Origin of the sequence: Clostridium intestinale, assembly GCF_035905475.1 — a bacterium.
In the GTDB taxonomy this organism is placed as follows: domain Bacteria; phylum Bacillota; class Clostridia; order Clostridiales; family Clostridiaceae; genus Clostridium_T; species Clostridium_T intestinale.
Map to the genome: position 1 here is coordinate 3147501 of NZ_CP121166.1, position 20933 is coordinate 3168433.

General features: G+C 30.9%; 16 protein-coding genes, 9 tRNA genes and 1 other annotated feature. Of the genes, 2 read left to right on the plus strand and 23 right to left on the minus strand.

From position 1 onward, the window contains the following. Positions 1 to 491 precede the first annotated feature (491 nt). A complete protein-coding gene (locus tag P8F83_RS16200) occupies positions 492 to 1496 on the plus strand; it encodes a DUF5050 domain-containing protein (RefSeq protein WP_326511884.1) in 1005 nt (334 codons plus the stop codon). A gap of 67 nt (positions 1497 to 1563) precedes the next feature. Here P8F83_RS16200 and murD read toward each other — a convergent pair whose 3' ends face one another. Beyond that, positions 1564 to 2940: a UDP-N-acetylmuramoyl-L-alanine--D-glutamate ligase gene (gene murD / locus P8F83_RS16205; protein WP_326511885.1), complete on the minus strand. Its 1377-nt coding sequence runs from the start codon at positions 2938 to 2940 to the stop codon at positions 1564 to 1566. 118 nt (positions 2941 to 3058) lie between these two features. Between murD and P8F83_RS16210 the strand changes: the two genes are divergently transcribed. Continuing rightward, entirely contained in the window at positions 3059 to 3523 is a 465-nt protein-coding gene (locus P8F83_RS16210; RefSeq protein WP_326511886.1) for a methylated-DNA--[protein]-cysteine S-methyltransferase, read from the plus strand. 17 nt (positions 3524 to 3540) lie between these two features. Here P8F83_RS16210 and P8F83_RS16215 read toward each other — a convergent pair whose 3' ends face one another. The 22 genes from P8F83_RS16215 to P8F83_RS16320 form a co-directional block, all read right to left on the minus strand. Beyond that, the gene (locus P8F83_RS16215; RefSeq protein WP_326511887.1) at positions 3541 to 4932 is read right to left on the minus strand and encodes a glycine--tRNA ligase; all 1392 of its coding nucleotides are present in this window, start codon (positions 4930 to 4932) and stop codon (positions 3541 to 3543) included. A 48-nt stretch (positions 4933 to 4980) separates the two neighbouring features. Further along, positions 4981 to 5148 (minus strand) — a binding site (T-box leader). Positions 5149 to 5240: 92 nt separating this feature from the next. Continuing rightward, a tRNA-Asn gene (locus tag P8F83_RS16220) sits at positions 5241 to 5315 on the minus strand. 129 nt (positions 5316 to 5444) lie between these two features. After that, entirely contained in the window at positions 5445 to 6950 is a 1506-nt protein-coding gene (gene lysS, locus P8F83_RS16225; protein ID WP_326511888.1) for a lysine--tRNA ligase, read from the minus strand. 13 nt (positions 6951 to 6963) lie between these two features. Continuing rightward, positions 6964 to 7446 carry a transcription elongation factor GreA gene (gene greA / locus P8F83_RS16230; protein WP_073020421.1) on the minus strand — a complete coding sequence of 161 codons (483 nt, stop codon included), beginning with the start codon at positions 7444 to 7446 and terminating at the stop codon, positions 6964 to 6966. 113 nt (positions 7447 to 7559) lie between these two features. After that, positions 7560 to 8381 (minus strand): hypothetical protein, encoded by an 822-nt coding sequence (locus P8F83_RS16235; protein ID WP_326511889.1) that lies wholly within the window; start codon positions 8379 to 8381, stop codon positions 7560 to 7562. Between the two features lie 59 nt (positions 8382 to 8440). Continuing rightward, entirely contained in the window at positions 8441 to 9421 is a 981-nt protein-coding gene (dusB, locus tag P8F83_RS16240) for a tRNA dihydrouridine synthase DusB (protein ID WP_326511890.1), read from the minus strand. 6 nt (positions 9422 to 9427) lie between these two features. Continuing rightward, the gene (locus P8F83_RS16245; protein ID WP_238903214.1) at positions 9428 to 10207 is read right to left on the minus strand and encodes a type III pantothenate kinase; all 780 of its coding nucleotides are present in this window, start codon (positions 10205 to 10207) and stop codon (positions 9428 to 9430) included. A gap of 303 nt (positions 10208 to 10510) precedes the next feature. Then, positions 10511 to 12178 carry a formate--tetrahydrofolate ligase gene (locus P8F83_RS16250; RefSeq protein ID WP_326511891.1) on the minus strand — a complete coding sequence of 556 codons (1668 nt, stop codon included), beginning with the start codon at positions 12176 to 12178 and terminating at the stop codon, positions 10511 to 10513. A gap of 164 nt (positions 12179 to 12342) precedes the next feature. Next, the gene (ftsH, locus tag P8F83_RS16255) at positions 12343 to 14145 is read right to left on the minus strand and encodes an ATP-dependent zinc metalloprotease FtsH (protein WP_326511892.1); all 1803 of its coding nucleotides are present in this window, start codon (positions 14143 to 14145) and stop codon (positions 12343 to 12345) included. A gap of 87 nt (positions 14146 to 14232) precedes the next feature. Further along, positions 14233 to 14772, minus strand: coding sequence for a hypoxanthine phosphoribosyltransferase (hpt, locus tag P8F83_RS16260; RefSeq protein WP_286910198.1), 540 nt, complete (start codon positions 14770 to 14772; stop codon positions 14233 to 14235). A gap of 2 nt (positions 14773 to 14774) precedes the next feature. Next, on the minus strand, positions 14775 to 16172 hold the full coding sequence (tilS, locus tag P8F83_RS16265) for a tRNA lysidine(34) synthetase TilS (protein ID WP_326511893.1): 1398 nt from the start codon (positions 16170 to 16172) through the stop codon (positions 14775 to 14777). A gap of 229 nt (positions 16173 to 16401) precedes the next feature. After that, positions 16402 to 18801 carry a stage II sporulation protein E gene (gene spoIIE / locus P8F83_RS16270; protein ID WP_326511894.1) on the minus strand — a complete coding sequence of 800 codons (2400 nt, stop codon included), beginning with the start codon at positions 18799 to 18801 and terminating at the stop codon, positions 16402 to 16404. A gap of 383 nt (positions 18802 to 19184) precedes the next feature. Then, positions 19185 to 19273 (minus strand) — tRNA-Leu (locus P8F83_RS16275). Between the two features lie 18 nt (positions 19274 to 19291). After that, positions 19292 to 19368: transfer RNA gene (locus P8F83_RS16280), tRNA-Met, on the minus strand. 6 nt (positions 19369 to 19374) lie between these two features. Beyond that, positions 19375 to 19450: transfer RNA gene (locus P8F83_RS16285), tRNA-Met, on the minus strand. Positions 19451 to 19503: 53 nt separating this feature from the next. Then, positions 19504 to 19579: transfer RNA gene (locus P8F83_RS16290), tRNA-Met, on the minus strand. A 4-nt stretch (positions 19580 to 19583) separates the two neighbouring features. Further along, positions 19584 to 19672, minus strand: a tRNA-Leu gene (locus P8F83_RS16295). A gap of 22 nt (positions 19673 to 19694) precedes the next feature. Continuing rightward, positions 19695 to 19771, minus strand: a tRNA-Met gene (locus P8F83_RS16300). A 6-nt stretch (positions 19772 to 19777) separates the two neighbouring features. Continuing rightward, positions 19778 to 19853 (minus strand) — tRNA-Met (locus P8F83_RS16305). Between the two features lie 4 nt (positions 19854 to 19857). Beyond that, positions 19858 to 19946: transfer RNA gene (locus P8F83_RS16310), tRNA-Leu, on the minus strand. Between the two features lie 158 nt (positions 19947 to 20104). Further along, positions 20105 to 20515, minus strand: a complete 411-nt coding sequence (locus tag P8F83_RS16315) for a S1 domain-containing RNA-binding protein (RefSeq protein WP_073020437.1) — start codon at positions 20513 to 20515, stop codon at positions 20105 to 20107. 51 nt (positions 20516 to 20566) lie between these two features. After that, on the minus strand, positions 20567 to 20854 hold the full coding sequence (locus P8F83_RS16320; RefSeq protein WP_238903217.1) for an FtsB family cell division protein: 288 nt from the start codon (positions 20852 to 20854) through the stop codon (positions 20567 to 20569). Positions 20855 to 20933: the final 79 nt, after the last annotated feature.

Sequence of the window (20933 nt, forward strand, 5' to 3'; positions counted from 1 at the left end):
TCGATTTAGTTGATGGAACTTACTCATTAGCTTTAGCTAAGGAGTTTCCTTGAGTTTAATCTTACTCTAAGAATTACGTTGACTTTAAGTAGTTGTTTCAAACTTTACATTTGTTACAATTACTTACTCACAACTTTCGTTGTGTAAGTTTTATTCAAAACTTCTTAAGTTTCCTCTGTTTAATTTTCAAAGATCTAATAAAACTTGCTTTCACAGTTTAACACTATCAACATCTTTATGTCAACATGTTTTTTTCAACTGTTCTTTGTCTTAGCGACGAATAAAATAGTAACACGATATTTATATTGTAACTCTCTATAATTATATTATTATTCTATTTTAACTTTATATTTCTTAATCTTTCTTTTAATTTCTTAATTTTCCTATTAAAGATACACTAGGTAATGTTTATATTAATCTATTTGTTATTTGCTCAATAATTAACTATAATATAATCATAATAATTACATAACTTACTGGAGGTATTTACTTTGATAAAAAAACTTATGCTCTTTTTATTATGTTCTTTTTCTATTACTTTGTTATCTTGCAGTAATAAATCAACCAATTCAGATAATACTACTCAAAATAACAGTAATACTATAACCATAAAGTCTCCACAATCAAATCAAAACAGTATAGTATTTTTAGGAGACACTTCTTTATCGCCAAATATATTTTATCCTTTTTTAGATAAAAATATATTTGTTGATTGGAGAGATGGAAATAAATTAGCAACTTTTCCTAAAGTTCTTACTAAAGATATGTTTCCTAATTTAAAAAATGAAAATACATATAACATAACATCTTCTTCATCTTCAATAGCTGTTTATGGTGATAAAATAATTTACAGCGATAATATTGGAAGTCTACATACTACATCTCAGGATTTAAAAAGTTCCACTAAATTATCTGATGATTATGCTTATAATCTTATTTTATCTGGTGATGATTTATATTACATAAATAAAAATAATAACAATGTAATTACTAAATATAATCTTAAAAACAATACAAAAACAGCTTTAACTCAAGATAATGCTGGTAAATTCATTATAGTTGGGGATTGGATATTGTATCAAAACCTATCTGATTACTCTAAAATATACGGAGTAAAGTCAGATGGAACTTCCAGAACTAAATTGTCTAATTCATCTGTAGAATCTTTTGCTTTATATAAAAATAATATTATATTTGTAAATTCCTCAGATAACGATAATCTATATTTACTTCTTATAGATAAGTCAGAAGAAAAAAAGATTCTTGATGTAACAGCTCAAGATCTACATTCAATCAATAATACTGTTTTCTTTATAAACAAAAATGACCTTAATTATCTTTACAGTTTAAGTGAAACTGGCGAGCTGAAATTCTCCTCAACTAAGATATCCAAAGATTCAGTAGTAGATTATTATCTTTTTGAAAACTCTATTTTTTATAAGAGAAGTCTTTCTACTGATTCTGAAATACATAGGATAGAGAATGCTTATAAATAAAAGTTTTATTAGCTTTAAATATAAACACCTCAAAGTTCAATATTAAAGAACTTTGGGGTGTTTTACTTTATATACTATTAACAATATCCCTAAACTTATTACCTCTTATTTCAAAGTTAGTAAACATATCAAAACTTGCACAAGCAGGTGATAACGTTACTATATCTCCATCCTTAGCTATATCTTTAGCCTTTTTTACTGCCTCTTCTAAGGATTCTACTATATTTACTGGAACATTTATTCCTTTATCCTCTTTTATCTTATCAAAAACTTCTTTTATTTTATATTTTGTTGCTCCTAATAATATCAATTCCTTGATATACTCATGTCCCTCTTGCGCAAGTGGTTCAAATGGTATATGTTTATCATACCCACCTGCAATTAATATTACTTTTTCGTCAAAAGCCTTTAATCCGGCTAATGTTCTAGTTGGGCTAGATGCTATTGAGTCATTATAGTATTTAACACCTTCAACTTCTCTTATTAGCTCACACCTATGTGCTACTCCCTTGAAGTTTCTTGCTACATTTACCATGCTTTCAATAGATACCTCATCTTCAGTCACTAAAAAAGCTGCAAGATAGTTTTCTATATTATGAGTTCCCTTTATTACAATTTCATCTTTATTTATGATTTTTTTATCCCTTATATAAAGATATCCAGCTTTTAAATACGCTCCATCTTTTAATTCTTCTTTAGAAGAAAATGTTTTTACATGCCCTTTAGCTTCACCTATAAAGCTTTTTGTAATTTCATTATCTATATTTAATACTAATAAATCTTCTTTTTCCTGGTATTTAAATATATTCTTTTTAGCATCAACATACTCATCCATACCCTTATGCATATCTAAATGGTTAGGAGTTATATTAGTTACTATTACTTTATCTATCTTTTCTTTCATTGTCATAAGCTGAAAAGAAGAAAGTTCTAATACTACTCTATCTTTAGTAGTAATCTCTTCTATATTAGAAAAAAGCGGAGAACCTATATTACCACCTACCCATGTCTTAAAACCTTCCTCAATTAGAAGTTTAGATACAATAGTTGTTGTTGTAGTTTTTCCATCGCTTCCTGTTATTCCATAAATCTTAGCAGGACAATATTTTACGAACTCTTCCATTTCTGATGTTATGTGAGCACCCTCATTCTTTGCATTTACAAGTTCAGGTAAGTCTATTCTCATACCTGGTGTTTTAAATATAACATCAAAACCTTTCAGTCTACTTAAATAGTCTTCTCCCAAAGAAAGCTTAACCCCTTTATTTATGAAATCTTTCCCTATATCCCCTAATTGTGTTTCATCTTTTTTATCAAAAGCCGTTACTTCAGCCCCTAATTCTAGCAAAAAATTTATTAATGGTATATTACTAACACCTATTCCTAAAACTCCTACTTTTTTACCCTTTATAAAAACTTTAAATTCATTAAAATCACTTTTCATTAAATATGCCTCCAAAACTATACTCTACTTTAAATCTTTGCCCATTTGCTTTTAATTATAACATTGGTTATATTATAATTCTACTTAGGACGATACTAATTTAAAAAGGAGATTTTACATGTATTATTATGATTTCTTAGAAAGCCCCATGGGTTTAATCAAAATAACTGCTTCTGAGTCAGCTCTTGTTTCTCTTTCTCTTATAATTCAAGCTGACATCATAGCCACTCCTAACATCATAACTGATTTATGCAAAACTCAACTCAATGAATATTTTATGAATCAGAGAAGAGAATTTACACTACCTTTAGAATTTAATGGTACAAAATTTCAAAAAAGTGTATGGAATGAACTATTAAAAATCCCTTATGGTAAAACTGCTAGTTATAAAGATGTTGCTGTCTCTCTTGGAAATCCTAATGCATCCAGAGCAGTTGGCGGTGCTGTAAATAAGAATCCATTATTTATAATTGTTCCTTGTCATAGAGTTATTGGTTCTAATGGTGCACTAGTAGGTTTTGCTTTGGGAATTGATAAAAAAACTTATTTACTAGATATAGAAAAAAATCACCCGGGTAAATAAATCCCAGGTGATTTTTATTAAAATTCTAATTTTTTGCTTATATATGCTTCTAGTTCATCTATCTTAATTCTGATTTGATTCATTGTATCTCTATCTCTAACAGTTACTGATTCATCTTCCATAGTATCAAAATCAACTGTTATACATAATGGAGTACCTATTTCATCTTGTCTTCTATATCTCTTTCCTATACTTCCAGCTTCATCATATTCTATATTAAAGTTTTTAGCAAGTTTTGCATATACTTCATCTGCTTTTTCTGATAACTTTTTAGATAATGGAAGTACAGCAGCTTTAAATGGTGCTAGTGCTGGATGTAATCTTAATACTGATCTTACATCTCCACCATCTAATTCCTCCTCATCATATGCATCGATTAAAAATGCTAATGCAACTCTATCTGCTCCTAATGAAGGTTCTATACAATATGGTACGTATTTTTCATTAGTAATTGGATCTAAATAATTCATATCTTGACCAGAATGTTCTTGGTGTTTTTTAAGGTCATAGTCAGTTCTATCAGCTATTCCCCATAATTCTCCCCATCCAAATGGGAATAAGTATTCTATATCAGAAGTTGCATTTGAGTAGAAAGAAAGTTCTTCCGCTTCATGATCTCTCATTCTTAAATTACTTTCATTTACACCTAAGTTTAATAAGAATTTCCAACAATATTCTCTCCAGTAACTAAACCATTCTAAATCTGTTCCTGGCTTACAGAAGAATTCTAACTCCATTTGTTCGAATTCTCTTGTTCTAAATACGAAGTTTCCTGGTGTTATTTCATTTCTGAAAGATTTACCTATTTGAGCTATTCCAAAAGGTACTTTCTTTCTTGAAGATCTTTGAACAGCTTTAAAGTTTACAAATATACCTTGAGCTGTTTCTGGTCTTAAGAATATTTCTGATTTAGCATCTTCTGTTACACCTTGGAAGGTTTTAAACATAAGATTAAATTTTCTTATATCAGTAAAGTTTTTCTTTCCACATTTAGGACAAACTATATTGTTTTTATCTATATAATCTTTAAGTTCTTCATTGCTCCATCCATCAGCTGTAGCAACTTCTGCTCCATTTTCAGTCATATGATCTTCTATTATTTTATCTGCTCTGAATCTTGATTTACAATCTTTGCAATCCATTAAAGGATCTGAGAATCCACCAACGTGTCCTGATGCAACCCAAACTTCTCTATTCATTAAAATTGCACAGTCTACTCCTACATTGTATGGACTTTCTTGAACGAATTTTTTCCACCATGCTTTTTTTACATTGTTTTTAAATTCAACTCCTAAAGGACCGTAATCCCATGAATTCGCAAGTCCTCCATATATATCAGAGCCTGGGAATATAAATCCTCTATTTTTACAAAGAGCCACTATTTTATCCATAGTCTTTTCTACTGCCATTTTAATACCTCCAAATATTTTTTTATAATAAAAAAAGACCTCTTACCATAAAGGGACGAAAATATCTTTCCGCGGTTCCACCCTTCTTGGCAATAGCCCTACTTTCAAAGTTTAAGCACTCAAAAGCTCCCTTCATCTTAACCACATAATAGCTTTCACCATCCGCTATCTCTCTAAAACATAATTAAGAATACTCCTCTTTATCATCATGCATATTTAATTATATAATAATTTTATCAGATAATACTTTATTGTCAATTTAAATCTGAAATAAAAAAAAGCAGCCTATAGCTACTATTTAGAAAATTTGGCTCCGTGGAGAGGGCTCGAACCTCCAACCTATCGGTTAACAGCCGAGTGCTCCACCATTGAGCTACCACGGAACATTAATCACAAGTATTATTATATCAAGTTATTTGTAAAAATCAATAGCTTTTTTGAAAAATTTTAATGTTTTTTAATAAATTTAATTAAAAAACCGCCGTTAATACGGCGATTTATTAATTTACGATTTATTGTAGTGGCTTCATTGTTGGGAATAAGATTACGTCTCTTATAGACGCTGAATCTGTTAAGAACATTATAAGTCTATCTATACCTATTCCTAAGCCACCAGTTGGAGGCATACCTGTTTCTAAAGCACTCATGAACTCTTCATCTATCATGTATGCTTCGTCATCTCCAAGCTCTCTTTCTTGTTCTTGTTGTTTAAATCTATCTCTTTGAACGATAGGATCGTTTAATTCAGAGTATGCATTACATATCTCTCTTCCAAATACAAATCCTTCAAATCTTTCAGTAAATTCATCATTTCCTCTCTTCTTTTTAGTAAGAGGAGAATTTTCGACTGGATAATCTATAACAAAAGTTGGTTGTATTAATTTTTCTTCACAGAATTCTTCATAAAGAGCATTAAGAACTTCACCCTTAGTAACTTTATCTAACGGTTTCTTAAACTCTAAGTGTTTTTCTTTAGCTATAGCTTGAGCTTCTTCATTTGTAGCTACAGCATTATAGTCAAAGCCAGTATGCTCTTTTACTATATCAACCATAGTTACTCTTCTCCAAGGTGGCATAAATTCTATTTCTGTTCCTTGGTAATTTACCTTAGTTGTTCCATTAACCTTTTGACAAACGTAAGCAACTAAGTTTTCAGTTAGTTCCATCATGTCGTTATAGTCAGCATAAGCTTCATATAATTCTATAGTTGTGAACTCTGGATTATGTTTTACTGACATACCCTCATTTCTGAAGATTCTTCCCATATCATAAACTTTTTCAAAGCCACCTACTATACATCTTTTTAAATGTAGTTCTGTAGCTATTCTTAGATACATGTCTATATCTAAAGTATTATGATGAGTTGTGAATGGTCTAGCAGCTGCTCCACCTGCACTTGTTTGTAACATTGGAGTATCTACCTCTAAATAGCCCTTTTGATCTAAGAATTCTCTTATTCCAGAAACTATTTTTGATCTTTTTATAAAAGTTTCTCTTACTTCTTGATTCGTAATTAAGTCAAGTTCTCTTTGTCTATATCTTAAATCTGGATCTTTTAATCCATGCCATTTTTCTGGAAGTGGTTTTAATGACTTAGATATAAGTTGGAATGCATTAACCTTAACAGAAATTTCTCCAGCCTTAGTTCTAAATACTTCACCTTCTGCTGCTATCCAATCTCCTAAATCATAAGTTTTAAACTCTTTAAGATTTTCTTCTCCAACAGCATCTAATTTAATAAATAATTGCATTTTCCCATCTCTATCATGGATATCTGCAAAAACAACTTTTCCTTGCCCTCTTTTAGACATTAAACGTCCAGCTATAGTTACAGTTTTTCCTTCAAGAGTCTCAAATTCATCCTTTACTTGAACTGAAGTATGAGTTCTTTCAACTTTATATACATCAAAAGGATCTTTTCCTGCCTCTTGTAGTTCTACAAGTTTCTGTCTTCTTAATCTTTCCTGCTCATTAAATTGAGCTTCCAACTGGTTTATACTTATCTCTTCATTTGACATTGGTGGTCCTCCATTAATCTCTTCTAATTCCTAATACTTCAAACTTATTTACCCCTTCAGGTACTGTGATTTCAACAACATCTCCAACTTTTTTACCTAAAAGCCCAGCTCCTACAGGAGATTCATTTGAAATTTTATAATTTATTGGATCTGCTTCAGCTGATCCTACTATTACATACTCAACTTCTTCATCAAATTCATAGTCTTTTATTTTAACTTTAGATCCTATTGATACTCTATCTGTTGATATTTCAGACTCATCTACAACAACTGCATTTTTTAACATGTTTTCTAATTGAAGAATTCTTCCTTCTGTAAAAGCCTGCTCATTTTTAGCTTCATCGTATTCTGAATTCTCACTTAGATCCCCATATCCTAGTGCAACTTTTATTTTTTCAGTTATTTCTTTTCTTTTTACAGTTTTAAGGAACTCTAGTTCCTCTTCTAATTTTTTTACACCTTCATAAGTTAATATAACTTTTTTTTGTTCGCTCATGTCTTTCTCCCCTTCTATATGGTTCATCATATAATATATCATATTTTATCTTTAATTTAATAGTTTTTCCTATATGATTATTTAAAATATTATAAAGCTTACGCTATTACATGTCAATAAGAGTTGATATCAATTTCTTTTTTGCCAAATCTAATCTCTTCTATATTAACTTTATTACTATCAAAAAAATCTTCTACTCTCTTACTAATATTAATATCTGATTTAAGCAAGGCTCCTAGAAGTTCAGGTGAAACCCTTTCTTCATAATCATTTATTGATAATAACACATCATTAACCACTAAATTACCGAATTGTTCTGGCTCATAAAAACTATCTAAATACCAAACTCCTATATCACCATAACTTTTAGCTTTATCACTTATAATAAAGTCTATCCCTTTAGTATCATTAATATTAGTTGTGAATTCAGGTGAAACTCCGTAATTAAGCAGTATGTGACTTCTTATATTATTGACATTTTTAAAATTCCTAGTAACTAACACTATTCTCTTGGTATATTTTGCACATTCCTCAATAAGTGATAGATTATTAGTATTTCCACCATCTTCGATTGCTATAACGGAATTTTTTACAGTTTTTTTATTATTAATTAGTATTATAGACATAGATCTAACAATACAAAATGAAAGTACATTTTTTTGAAAACTATCTAAATAGTCTAAATCGTATAATCTATTACCTCTAACACTAACTGAGCTCCATGTTGCTCTTCCTATAGCTCTCAATATATTATAAGAGTAAGCATCCTTATTATAATTAGGCGGAATACTTACTCGAGTTATTTCTTTATCTAATAAACCTAACTTTTTAGGAATATATGTTTTTGTTTTTAATTTATCTAGTATTTTATTTATAGAGTTATACTTAAAGTATGGATCTCCTTCTCTAAGTCTTATGTCTAAGATAGATTTCATAAATGAACGCCACCCTCAATTACAAATACTCTTAAAGTATATTATTCTAAACTTTTACTTTAAATACCTGCAATTTCGAGTATTTTTATATAATCTTCTAATATAGCTATAGCTTCATTGGAACTTTCCACAGTATTTATTTTGTCTTTTATGTCCGTACAATGAGGCAAACCTTTTATATACCATGCTGAATGTTTTCTCATTTCGCGTATAGCTTTATATTCACCTTCATATTTTAACGCTATCTTATAGTGCCTAATGCACATTTCTATCTTCTCACTAGCTTTAGGGTAAGTTACATCCTCTCCTTTTAGCTTTTGAGAAATAAGCTTAAATATCCATGGATTCCCCATGCTTCCTCTTGCGATCATTATACCATCACAGTTACTTATCTTTTTAATGTTCATTGCATCTTCCGGAGTAAATACATCCCCATTTCCTATAACAGGAATAGATACTGCTTTTTTCACCTTAGATATTATATCCCAATCAGCCTTACCTTCATACATTTGAGTTCTTGTCCTACCATGAACTGCTATAGTATCTGCACCTGCATCCTCCATCCATTTAGCGAACTCAACGGCATTAACATTCTCATCATCAAAGCCTTTTCTAAACTTAACTGTAACAGGGTGCTTGGAACTTTTTTTAACTGCCTTTACTATCTCAGCTGCTAGTTTAGGTTCTTTCATAAGTGCTGAGCCCTCTCCATTTTTAACTATCTTGGGAGCCGGACATCCCATATTTATATCTATTATACATATGTCATCTCTATTATTTAAATACTTGTCTACTACTTCTGCCATTATATTTGGTTCTCTTCCAAATATCTGTACTGCTGCAGGCATTTCTTCTTCTGCTATTCTCAAAAGTTTCTTCGTATTTTCACTACCATAATAAAGAGCTTTAGCGCTTATCATTTCTGTATAAACAAGTTCGCAACCCATCTCTTTACACAGGCCCCTAAAGGATATATCTGTTACCCCTGCCATCGGTGCTAAAAATACAGGATTTTCGAAACTCATTTTTCCTATATTCACTATTATCTACTCCTTATTTTTTTCATAGATTATCTTTAGTCCTTCAAGAGTAAGTTGAGATTCTATTTTATCTATAATATTTGTTCCTTCTGAAATAAGTGAAGCTAGTCCTCCTGTTGCTATAACAAATGGCTCTTCTTCATCTAGTTCTTTCATTTCATTTTTCATCATATTTACTATATATTCAACTTGACCTATGTATCCATAGATTATTCCCGCTTGCATACTTGTAATTGTGTTCTTACAAATTATACTTTTAGGTTTCTCAAGCTCAACTCTAGGTAATTTAGCTGCTCTTTCAAACAAAGCCTCTGAGGATATTTTTATTCCTGGAACAATATTCCCACCTAAATAATTTCCTCGTTTAGTTATAGCACAAAAAGTGGTTGCTGTTCCAAAGTCTATAATTATTAAAGGTCTTTTATACTTTTCATGTGCTGCTACAGCATTTACTATTCTATCTGCACCAACTTCTTTTGGATTATCATACTTGATATTAATACCTGTTTTTATGCCAGGACCTACAACAAGTGCTTCAGTATTAAAACACTTTCTTATCATATGCTCCAAAGAATACATTATATTAGGAACTACAGAAGATATAATTATTCCGCTTACTTCTTTAGGATCTAAAGAGTTTTGATTAAATAGCTGCATAACTTGTATTCCATATTCATCTGAGGTTTTATTAGCATCTGTAGATATCCTCCAGCTAGCTATAAATTTTTCCTCTTTACTAACCCCTAATACAATGTTGGTATTCCCCACATCTATTAATAGTATCATAATTGCACCGCCTTAATATAATTAAAAGTAGCTTTGAAGCTACTAAGATTCTTAAATACTTTTACAATTTAACAATTTAATTTTAGCAATTAATTTTGATTTGTCAAGTTTTTAACATTGTTTTTATATTAACAAAGAATTACATTTTAAAAACTTTTTAATAAAAGAATAATAAAAAAATTAACTTCTCAAATTAATCGAGAAGTTAATTTTTTAGATTATATTTATACATCCAAATATCTGAGTACTTGAGTACTTGAGTGATCAGGTACTCAAGTACTCAGGTTTTTCTTCTTTTATTTTTTAAAACAATCCTAATATTTCTCCATTTTCTAATATATCCATTCTAGCAGCTGCTGGAACTTTAGGTAATCCCGGCATTGTCATTATATCACCAGTTAAAGCTACTATAAATCCCGCACCTTTAGAAACTTTAATTTCTCTAACTGTAATATCAAAATTACTTGCTCTTCCAAGTAATTTAGGATTATCAGATAATGAATATTGAGTTTTCGCCATACATATAGGAAGTTTATCGCATCCTATTCTTTCCAATTCTCTAATTTGATTTAAAGCTTGAGTTGTAAAATTAACACTATTTGCTCCATATATCTCTTTAGCTATTTTAGATATTTTATCTTCAATTGAATCTTCCACATCATATAATACATCAAATTTAGATTCTTCTTTTTCTATTATATCTAGAACTTCATTCCCAAGTTCCATGGCTCCATCTCCACCTTTTGCCCATACTTCTGAAAGTGATACCTTAACGCCAATGGAATGGCAATAATCTTTTATTGCCTTTATTTCATCTTCAGTATCAGTTACAAATTTATTTATAGCAACAATCATAGGAACACCATATTTTTTTATATTTTCTATGTGTTTCCCTAAATTTTCCATACCTTTATCTAATGCTTCTATATCTTCTATATTTAATTTATCCTTAGCTACTCCACCATGATGTTTTAATGCTCTAATAGTCGCAACTAAAACTACACAGTTAGGTTTAAGTTCACCATATCTACATTTTATATCGAAGAATTTTTCAGCTCCAAGGTCAGCTCCAAATCCTGCTTCAGTAACAACTATATCTCCTAATTTTAACGCAGTTTTAGTAGCTATTATAGAATTACATCCATGTGCGATATTAGCAAAAGGTCCTCCATGAATTATTGCTGGAGTATTTTCTAGAGTTTGCACTAGATTAGGTTTAATAGCATCCTTCATTAATAATGTCATAGCTCCATGTACATTTAGATCTTTAGCATAAACAGCATCGCCATCTAAATTATAAGCTACTAATATATTTCCCATTCTTTCTTTAAGATCAGCTAAATCCTTAGCTAAACATAATATAGCCATAATTTCTGAGGCAACAGTTATCATAAAACCATCTTCACGTACAAAACCATTGGCTTTTCCGCCCATACCAACAACTATATCCCTTAAAGCTCTATCATTCATGTCCATGACTCTTTTGAATAATATCCTTCTTGAATCTATTCTTAAATCATTACCTTGGTGTATATGATTATCTATAGCCGCTGATAGTAAATTATTAGCTGAAGTTATAGCATGCATATCTCCAGTGAAGTGAAGATTTATATCTTCCATAGGAACTACTTGAGCATATCCACCACCAGCTGCCCCGCCTTTTATTCCAAAAACTGGTCCTAAAGAAGGTTCTCTTAATGCTATTACAGCTTTTTTCCCTAATTTACAAAGCCCTTGACCTAATCCTACTGTAACAGTAGACTTCCCTTCCCCTGCTGGAGTTGGATTTATCGCTGTTACTAAAACAAGCTTTCCATCTTTATTATCTGATTTATTTAATATATCTAAGGAAATTTTGCATTTATATTTGCCGTATAACTCTATATCATCCTCACTTAAATTTAAATCCTGAGCTATTTTAACTATTGGTAGCATTTTTGCTTCTTGTGCTATTTCAATATCACTTTTCATAAGTAAACACCTCTTTCTTATATTAATAAACACTCTGTAATTCATCTATATTATATCATTAAATATATTTTTTTGAAGCTTTATTGCAATTTTAAAGATATTTTTCGCCTCATAACGAATTAATAATAAAAAAAGCCGTATATAATACGGCTTTTTAATACTAATTATGCATTAACAAATACTTCTTGGAATTCATTTGCTTCAAGTCTTTCTTTTTCAAGAAGAGCTAAAGCTACTGCATGAAGCTTATGAATGTTTTCTGTTAATAACTTTTCTGTTCTCTTATATGCTTCATCTACTAATTCTTTTATTTCTCTATCTATTCTAGAACCAATTTCTTCACTAAAGTTTCTAGATCTCCCTAAATCTCTTCCTAAGAAGACTTCATTTTGATCTGTTCCATAGGTTATAGGTCCTAAGTTATCACTCATACCATATTCCATAACCATTGCTCTTGCTATGTTAGAAACTCTATCAATATCATTTTTAGCTCCAGTACTTATATCTCCAAGAATTAACTTTTCAGCTACTCTTCCTCCTAAAAGACTTACCATATCATCTTTTAACTTTGATTTTGATGTATATGATCTATCTTCCTTAGGTAAATGCATTGTATATCCACCTGCCATACCTCTTGGTATTATACTTATTTGGTGAACTGGGTCTGAATTTTCTAAATACATAGCTACTACTGCATGACCTGCTTCATGATAAGCTGTAAGTTTTTTATCATGTTCACTAATAACTCTGCTCTTCTTTTCAGGACCAGCAATTACTCTTGTTATAGCCTCTTCCATTTCTTCCATAGTGATTCTCTTTTTAGATTTTCTTACTGAAAGCAGTGCAGCTTCATTAGTAAGATTTTCTATATCAGCTCCAGTAAATCCAGGAGTTCTTTTTGCTAAAACATCTAATTTTATATCATCTGATAATGGTTTATTTCTTGTATGAACTTTTAATATATCTTCTCTTCCCTTAACATCAGGTGCTCCAACCATGATTTGTCTATCAAATCTACCTGGTCTTAATAATGCTGGATCTAATATGTCTGGTCTGTTAGTAGCAGCTATCATTATTATTCCTTCATTAAGTCCGAAACCATCCATTTCAACTAATAATTGATTAAGTGTTTGTTCTCTTTCATCATGACCTCCGCCAAGACCTGCTCCTCTTTGTCTACCTACAGCATCTATTTCATCAATAAATATTATACATGCTGGATACTTTTTTGCTTGTTCAAATAAGTCTCTAACTCTAGATGCACCTACTCCTACAAACATTTCAACAAAGTCAGATCCCGATATGCTTAAGAAAGGTACTCCAGCTTCACCAGCAATAGCTCTTGCTAATAAAGTTTTACCTGTTCCTGGAGGTCCAACTAACAAGACTCCCTTTGGAATCCTAGCGCCCATATCTGTATATTTTTTAGGATCTTTTAAGAAATCAACTATTTCTGCTAATTCCTCTTTTTCTTCTTCAGCTCCTGCCACATCTTTAAACGTAACCTTCTTTTTATCTGGAGCTGCCATTTTAGCTTTACTTTTGCCAAAATTCATTACTCCTCTATTTCCGCCTCCGCTTTGTGATTGCTGCATTATTATGAATAAGAAAATTAAAAATACTACTATAAGTAATACTGTAGGGATTAATTGAACCCACTCTTTTGTACTTGTTGGCTGATCAAATAATATATCTACATTTTGCTTAGGATTTTCTGTAAGTAATCCATTAAGAATAGTTAATGGCGCGTATACAACAAACGCCTTTCCATCATTTAAAGTACCTTCTATTGTTATATTATCTTGTTTAACTCTTATTGATTTTACTTCATCTTTAATATAACTTTGTTTAAAATCACTATAGTGAATTGTATCCTTATTTTTACCGCCTTCCCATAGGGCAAATGAGGTTATCATGACCATAACAGTTATTATTAACCAAGTTGCAGTGCCAGAAAATTTTTTCATTCAAGGCCCCCCTCTCTTTCTAGTTATTAAAAATTTTATCACATTTAATTGTATCTAATCAATAGTATTATGGTATATATGCTTATATTACTTTCTATATACCTTTGGATCAAGAATGCCTATGAACGGAAGATTCCTATACTTCTCAGCATAATCTATACCATATCCCACTATAAATTCATCTGGAACTATAAAACCTTCATACTTAACATCCACGTCAACTGCTCTTCTAGCTGGTTTATTAAGAAGTGTCGCTATGCTTATACTATTAGCTCCTCTCCCTTGTAAATACTTAGACAAGTAATTTAAAGTTATTCCTGTATCTACTATATCTTCAACTATTAAGATGTTTTTTCCTTCAATTCCATGGTCTAAATCCTTTAATATTCTAACAACACCAGATGTTTCAGTGGAATTGCCATAGGATGAAACTGCCATAAAGTCTATTTCACATGGTATTTCAATGTTTTTTATAAGCTCTGATGCAAATAAAACTGAACCTTTTAAAACTCCTACCACAACTAATTCTTTTCCCTTATAATCTTTATTTATCTCATCAGCAAGTTCCTTTACTCTTTTAGTGATAGCCTCCTCACTAAACAAAATCTCTTTTACATCGTCCCTCATTCTTACTGTTCCTTTCTAATCAATTTAATTTTTAATATTTTTTTTGTACTTTTATTAATTTTAAATTCTTCAGAAGTTTTGATTCCAACAACCCATGCTATTTCATCATCAAAACAAACTATAGGAATAAAATCTCTATTATCTTTAGGTATCTTAAAATCTATAAAAATATCTTTTATTTTTTTTCTTCCGCTCATTCCTAATGGCTTCATTCTATCCCCATCTTTTCTGAGCCTCACTTCTATATTTTTAGATATTTTATCATAATCAAAATATTTTACAAGGGAATCATCTGAAAACATCAAATTTCCTTCATTACTAGAAACAGTAAATTCCATATCATATTCATTAAATCTTATGATATTATTATTCAACTCTTCCTTTTTCAACAATATATTTGCTTTTTTACTTTTCTCTTCATTATAAGTATTTACAAATCTAATTATTACATTCTTATATACATTTACAGCTTCCAAATTATGCGGAAGTGATAATCTTGTTCCAGTTTTATTTCTTTGTAATGTTATAATATCATAAATATGTTTCATTTCAAAATCAAAATGTTTTTTTGAAAATACTACTAATGCTGATTTTAGTGTCCTTGTAAGTAATGCTTCCTTTTCTAAAAATAGTTTTTCACCTATTTTTAGTTCATCTTTAAAATCACAATATTTATCCAAGCTCTTTTCAACATATTCATTTATAAATTCTTCATCCTTGCTTAAAAGTATACCTAATCTATTAATAGTATTTATAATATCAGAATTAAAATTCTCCTTAATATATGGTATCAATTCTAATCTTACCTTATTCCTAGAATATATATTTTCTAAATTAGTTTTATCAACTCTTGGCTTTAATTTTTTTTCTAAGCAATATTTCTCTATCTCATTTCTTTCTATACACAATATAGGTCTTATGTAAATATCATCACGTTTAGCTTTTATACCAACTAAACCTTCTAACCCAGTTCCTCTCATAAGCCTCATTAAAATAGTCTCTGCCTGATCATTTAAATTATGGGCTAAGGCTATTTTATCATAAGAGTGTTCTTTTTTTAATTCCTCAAAGAATTTATACCTTTCTTCTCTGCCAGCCATCTCAGAGCTTATTCCTCGCTCTTTAACAATCCTATTAATATCAACTCTTTTTACAAAACAATCTATACCAGCTTTTTCACAAAAACTTCTAACATAAGCTTCATCCTCATCTGCTTCTTTTCCTCTAAGCATATGATTTATGTGTGCAGCTGCTATCTTAAGATTATAGTTTTCACTAATCTCTATTAAAATATTAGTCAAAAAAATTGAGTCGGGACCGCCAGAAAGAGCAACTAAAATCCTATCACCAGATTTAATAAGCTCTTTATCTTCAATATATTTAATTATCTTATCTTTCAAATTCAAATCCACCTCAATGTATTAATCAATCTTATTATACTTCTACAATTTAACATTTACAATTATTAAAATCAACTATATATAATAATGTGAAAGAACTAATTTATACTGTTTTTTTAGGTGCAGGAACTAGTATGTCCTGTTTTTTAATGTGAAGGAACCAATTTGTTCTTTCATTAATGTGCATAAATAAAAAACCTGGTGTTAGCCAAGTTTTTTATTCAATAACTTAATATAAAGAATATACTTTTGAAGCCACAACTGTCATATCATCTTTACTTTTGCCTCCAGATAGTTCTTTTGCCTTTTCTAATATATCATGAACCATCTCTTTAGGATTAGTAGACTTACACTCTCTTAGATAGTTTACAAGCCATCCAGTGCTTCCACTCTGATCCTTATTTATTTCTAATATACCATCACTTAAGGTTATTATTATATCTCCGCTCTTAACCTTTCTATTTATAATATCAACATCAACCTTATCTAGCACTCCAAAGGGTAACGTTTTAGAACTTATTTCTTCTACACTATCTCCACTCTTTATAAAACTAGCAACAGCTCCTATCTTCATAAAACTTATATCTCCAGAGTATAAATCAACAGTATTCATATCTAATGTCGCATATTTCTCATCTTCTGCGAATTTCATATTCATTATAGAGTTAACAGCATTTATTGCTGTCATATTGTTAAATCCTGCTTCAGTAAATTTCTCTATAAGTTCCACAGCTGCCTTTGATTCCTCTCCTGCACCTGGTCCTGATCCCATCCCGTCACTAACTAAGGTCATATAACAACCGTCTTTTGTTTTATTGAAAGAATGGCTATCCCCTGTGTACTTTTCTCCCTCCTTACAACTTAAAGCTACATAACTTGCTATATGATATTTAGGTGTTTCTTCTATCAGCACCTTACATTGATTACTCTTTGGGTCAATACTACATCCATCCCCTCCTATACTCATCGGTCTTCCTATTACCTTATTTATTATTGGTAAAGCTTCTTTAACACAATACTGTGCTCCATGACAATTCTCTAAAGTGATTTTTATGTTAATTCTTCCTTTTTTATCTTCATAGCAAAACAAATCTAGGTATTTAAAGTTATTTCTGTTAAGAGTCCTTTTTAAACTTCTTTCGAATTCACCACAGAGTTCCATATCTCTATCTAAGTCTGTTAAAATCTCATCAACAGTATCCGCCATATTTCCTATATGATTTGCTAAAAGCATCCTTCCTTCCTCTAATCTTTTTTTCCACATTTCATTTAATATATGCTTTTCTACTATTTCTTCAGTACTTTTAATAAGTGCATGTTTTTTTACACATTTCTTTTCTAATTCTTCTGGAAATACTAAAACACCTTCTTCTGATGACTTAATTAATTCTGAGAAACTTCCATAGGTACTATATAGTTCCCTTTTCCAACACATGTATTTCATGTCACAATTACTGCAAACTCTATCTGCTAAATTTTCTATTAATGCAGCACTTTTATTTTTTAATAACAGTTTATTATTATCACCAAAACCCTGCATCACCTCTGACATATCTCCTAATAGTTGCGTAAAATCTCTAAATCTTCTTGTAAATTCCTCCTTTATTTTTGACAAGTGAAACTCTGTATACTTATCTTCTTTTTTCTCTGCATCTATTTCTAACATCAATTTATTTATAAAAGTATTTGGTATAGCTAAAAATATGAAAACAGAGATTAAAGCCTCCACAATCATATATACATCAAATACTTGAGCATAGAGATTTAATATAGAATACATTATCACAAAACATACTGCCGAAAATATTTTTCCTATATCCTTAAATACTCCAACCACCAATCCACATACTCCATATAGTGTTACATAAAGCAGCATCTTATCCATGGTTATTCCTATTACAAGTCCCATACTTATACCCATTGCTGCCCCCAAGGCTCCCTGAGATGTATAGGCTATAATTAAAATAAATACAAGGGCAATTATATTTCTTATACTTATGTTAAGTATAGACATTCCCCCTATTCCAGCAACAGATAAAGAAATTAATATACTTATGCTTATAAGTTCCTCTGAAATAAATATATGATTTGTATTAAATTCTTCCAAGCAGCTTACGCTATACTTTACTATATACGATATACCTTCGATTATTATTGTTAATACTCCTGATAAAACAATTGAACTTATTATCCCATTTCCGTCAATAAAATAATTAAAGATCATCATTGAAAGAAATAAAACAACCCCTCTTCTTATCCCCTCACTTTTACCACCTATCTTTATATTAACTAAATCAGTGGATACCAATATACATGATGTTATTATATACATCGAAACATCTTCAACCCTATATACTAAAGTTAGGTACCCTAATATAACTCCTGAAGACCCTAATAATTTATACATTTTATCTTTACTACTTTGTAGTGCTAATATATATGCAATTCCAAAAGGAGCTATACTTTCTAACGTAGAGAGATTTAACACCAAGGATATTCTACTAAGTAATATCCCAACCGAAAAAAATATCCCTAACTTTAAGGGAGAATATACAACTCTTAAATCTTTTTTGTTTTTATTCTTGTTCTCTATTCTTTTATAAGTATCTACTTCTAGTCCATACTGCACGTCTACCCCTCCATCCTATTTTTCCAATAAATGTAATTAGATTATAGCAAGGTTTTTTTGCAATTTGTGTCATTATGTGTTCTACTTAATGATTTTCGTTGGACAAAATTACTTATAATTCACATTATTTATATAAACTCAGCAAAAATCTGTGGATAATATTTAAAGACTTGTGGATTGTTTTATTCCTTAGAAAGACTGGCTTTTCAAAGATTATTTTATCTTTTGAAAGGATTTAATTTTTTGTCGTGTTTTTATTATATTTGAATATTTATATCATACGAATTTAGGAATAAGTCATATTTGTGCAAATAAGAGGAATCTAATTAATTAAGTTTCTATAGTAACACAAACAAAAAAACCTACAATATATTGTAGGTTTTTGGTGCTGAAGACCGGAATCGAACCGGTACGGTGTTTAAGCACCGCAGGATTTTAAGTCCTGTGCGTCTGCCAGTTCCGCCACTTCAGCATGTTATATAATTTTGCGTGGTAGCGGGAACAGGAGTCGAACCTGCGACACTTCGGGTATGAACCGAATGCTCTAGCCAACTGAGCTATCCCGCCACATTATGGTTGCGGGGGCAGGACTTGAACCTACGACCTTCGGGTTATGAGCCCGACGAGCTACCAACTGCTCCACCCCGCGATATTATATTCAGTTTACTCAAAACTATCCCATTACTCATTATATAAATTAAATGGTTGCGGGGACAGGACTTGAACCTATGACCTTCGGGTTATGAGCCCGACGAGCTACCAACTGCTCCACCCCGCGATATTGGTGCTGAAGACCGGAATCGAACCGGTACGGTGTTTAAGCACCGCAGGATTTTAAGTCCTGTGCGTCTGCCAGTTCCGCCACTTCAGCATTTTCTTTTATATAGTTTGTATGGTAGCGGGAACAGGAGTCGAACCTGCGACACTTCGGGTATGAACCGAATGCTCTAGCCAACTGAGCTATCCCGCCGTATTATGGTTGCGGGGGCAGGACTTGAACCTACGACCTTCGGGTTATGAGCCCGACGAGCTACCAACTGCTCCACCCCGCGATATTGGTGCTGAAGACCGGAATCGAACCGGTACGGTGTTTAAGCACCGCAGGATTTTAAGTCCTGTGCGTCTGCCAGTTCCGCCACTTCAGCCTATATTGTCCTATGCCATTCAGCCGGGACAACAAAATTAATTATAATCTAGGATATGATTTATGTCAACACTTTTCGCAAAAAATTTAATTCACATGTTATTATGGCGTAAACAAAGGCTTCTAGTGCACCTAGAAGCCTAATTTAAACAATACTATTTAACCTGAATTTTTTCTTCCTCTACCTTTAAATTCTTGATTTTTCTTAACGTCTTGAAGCCTTTCTTCGCTATCCTTTAAAAACTTTGACATAATATCTTCAAAGTTTTCAGTAGATTGAGATGGCTTCTTTTTATCTGACACCCAATCAATTTCTACTGGTTTTACACTTTTCTTTTGAGGATTAGCTTGTTTAATAGATAAGCTAATTTTTCCATTATCATCAATTGAAATAACTTTAACTTTAACTTTATCTTGTTCTTTTAGATGTTGTCTAATGTCTTTTACAAAAGAATCAGCTACTTCTGATATATGAACTAATCCTGTTTTTCCCTCCACCTCAACAAATGCGCCAAAGTTTGTGATGTTTACTACTGTACCTTCTAAAATGTTTCCTGCCACTAAGGTCATGTTTAAAAGACTCCTCCTTAAAATTATATATATGTTATAAAATAATAACCTTTATTTTGAGCTTGAACTTCCATTACTATTATTGACAACTTTTTCTCCATCTTTAACTAATCCTAGTCTTTCTCGTGCCAATTTTTCTGCAAATTCATCTGTATTTATACTATCCACTTTTTGTTGAAGTAATTCATTCTCTTTTTCTAAAGCTTCAAGCTTATTCTGTCTTTCAGATACCTGCTTACTTAGTTTTTTAATAGCATTTTCTTGTCTTACTACACTAAAACAAAATATAGCAAGCAAAAAAACTATTACTATGTTTTTAAGGGTAATTCGTTTTGCCATACATATTCCCCCGATTTAAAATAATAATGAATCTTATACTCTATTTTAAATACAATGAGGTATATATTCAAGCTATTTT

Coding starts and splice junctions, on each gene's coding strand:
- greA (WP_073020421.1), bottom strand. CDS start 7,446: ATGAGCGAACAAAAAAAAGTTATATTAACTTATGAAGGTGTAAAAAAA.
- P8F83_RS16315 (WP_073020437.1), bottom strand. CDS start 20,515: ATGACCTTAGTGGCAGGAAACATTTTAGAAGGTACAGTAGTAAACATC.
- lysS (WP_326511888.1), bottom strand. CDS start 6,950: ATGTCAAATGAAGAGATAAGTATAAACCAGTTGGAAGCTCAATTTAAT.
- P8F83_RS16320 (WP_238903217.1), bottom strand. CDS start 20,854: ATGGCAAAACGAATTACCCTTAAAAACATAGTAATAGTTTTTTTGCTT.
- hpt (WP_286910198.1), bottom strand. CDS start 14,772: ATGAGGGACGATGTAAAAGAGATTTTGTTTAGTGAGGAGGCTATCACT.
- P8F83_RS16250 (WP_326511891.1), bottom strand. CDS start 12,178: ATGAAAAGTGATATTGAAATAGCACAAGAAGCAAAAATGCTACCAATA.
- P8F83_RS16235 (WP_326511889.1), bottom strand. CDS start 8,381: ATGAAATCTATCTTAGACATAAGACTTAGAGAAGGAGATCCATACTTT.
- ftsH (WP_326511892.1), bottom strand. CDS start 14,145: ATGAAAAAATTTTCTGGCACTGCAACTTGGTTAATAATAACTGTTATG.
- P8F83_RS16210 (WP_326511886.1), top strand. CDS start 3,059: ATGTATTATTATGATTTCTTAGAAAGCCCCATGGGTTTAATCAAAATA.
- murD (WP_326511885.1), bottom strand. CDS start 2,940: ATGAAAAGTGATTTTAATGAATTTAAAGTTTTTATAAAGGGTAAAAAA.
- P8F83_RS16245 (WP_238903214.1), bottom strand. CDS start 10,207: ATGATACTATTAATAGATGTGGGGAATACCAACATTGTATTAGGGGTT.
- P8F83_RS16215 (WP_326511887.1), bottom strand. CDS start 4,932: ATGGCAGTAGAAAAGACTATGGATAAAATAGTGGCTCTTTGTAAAAAT.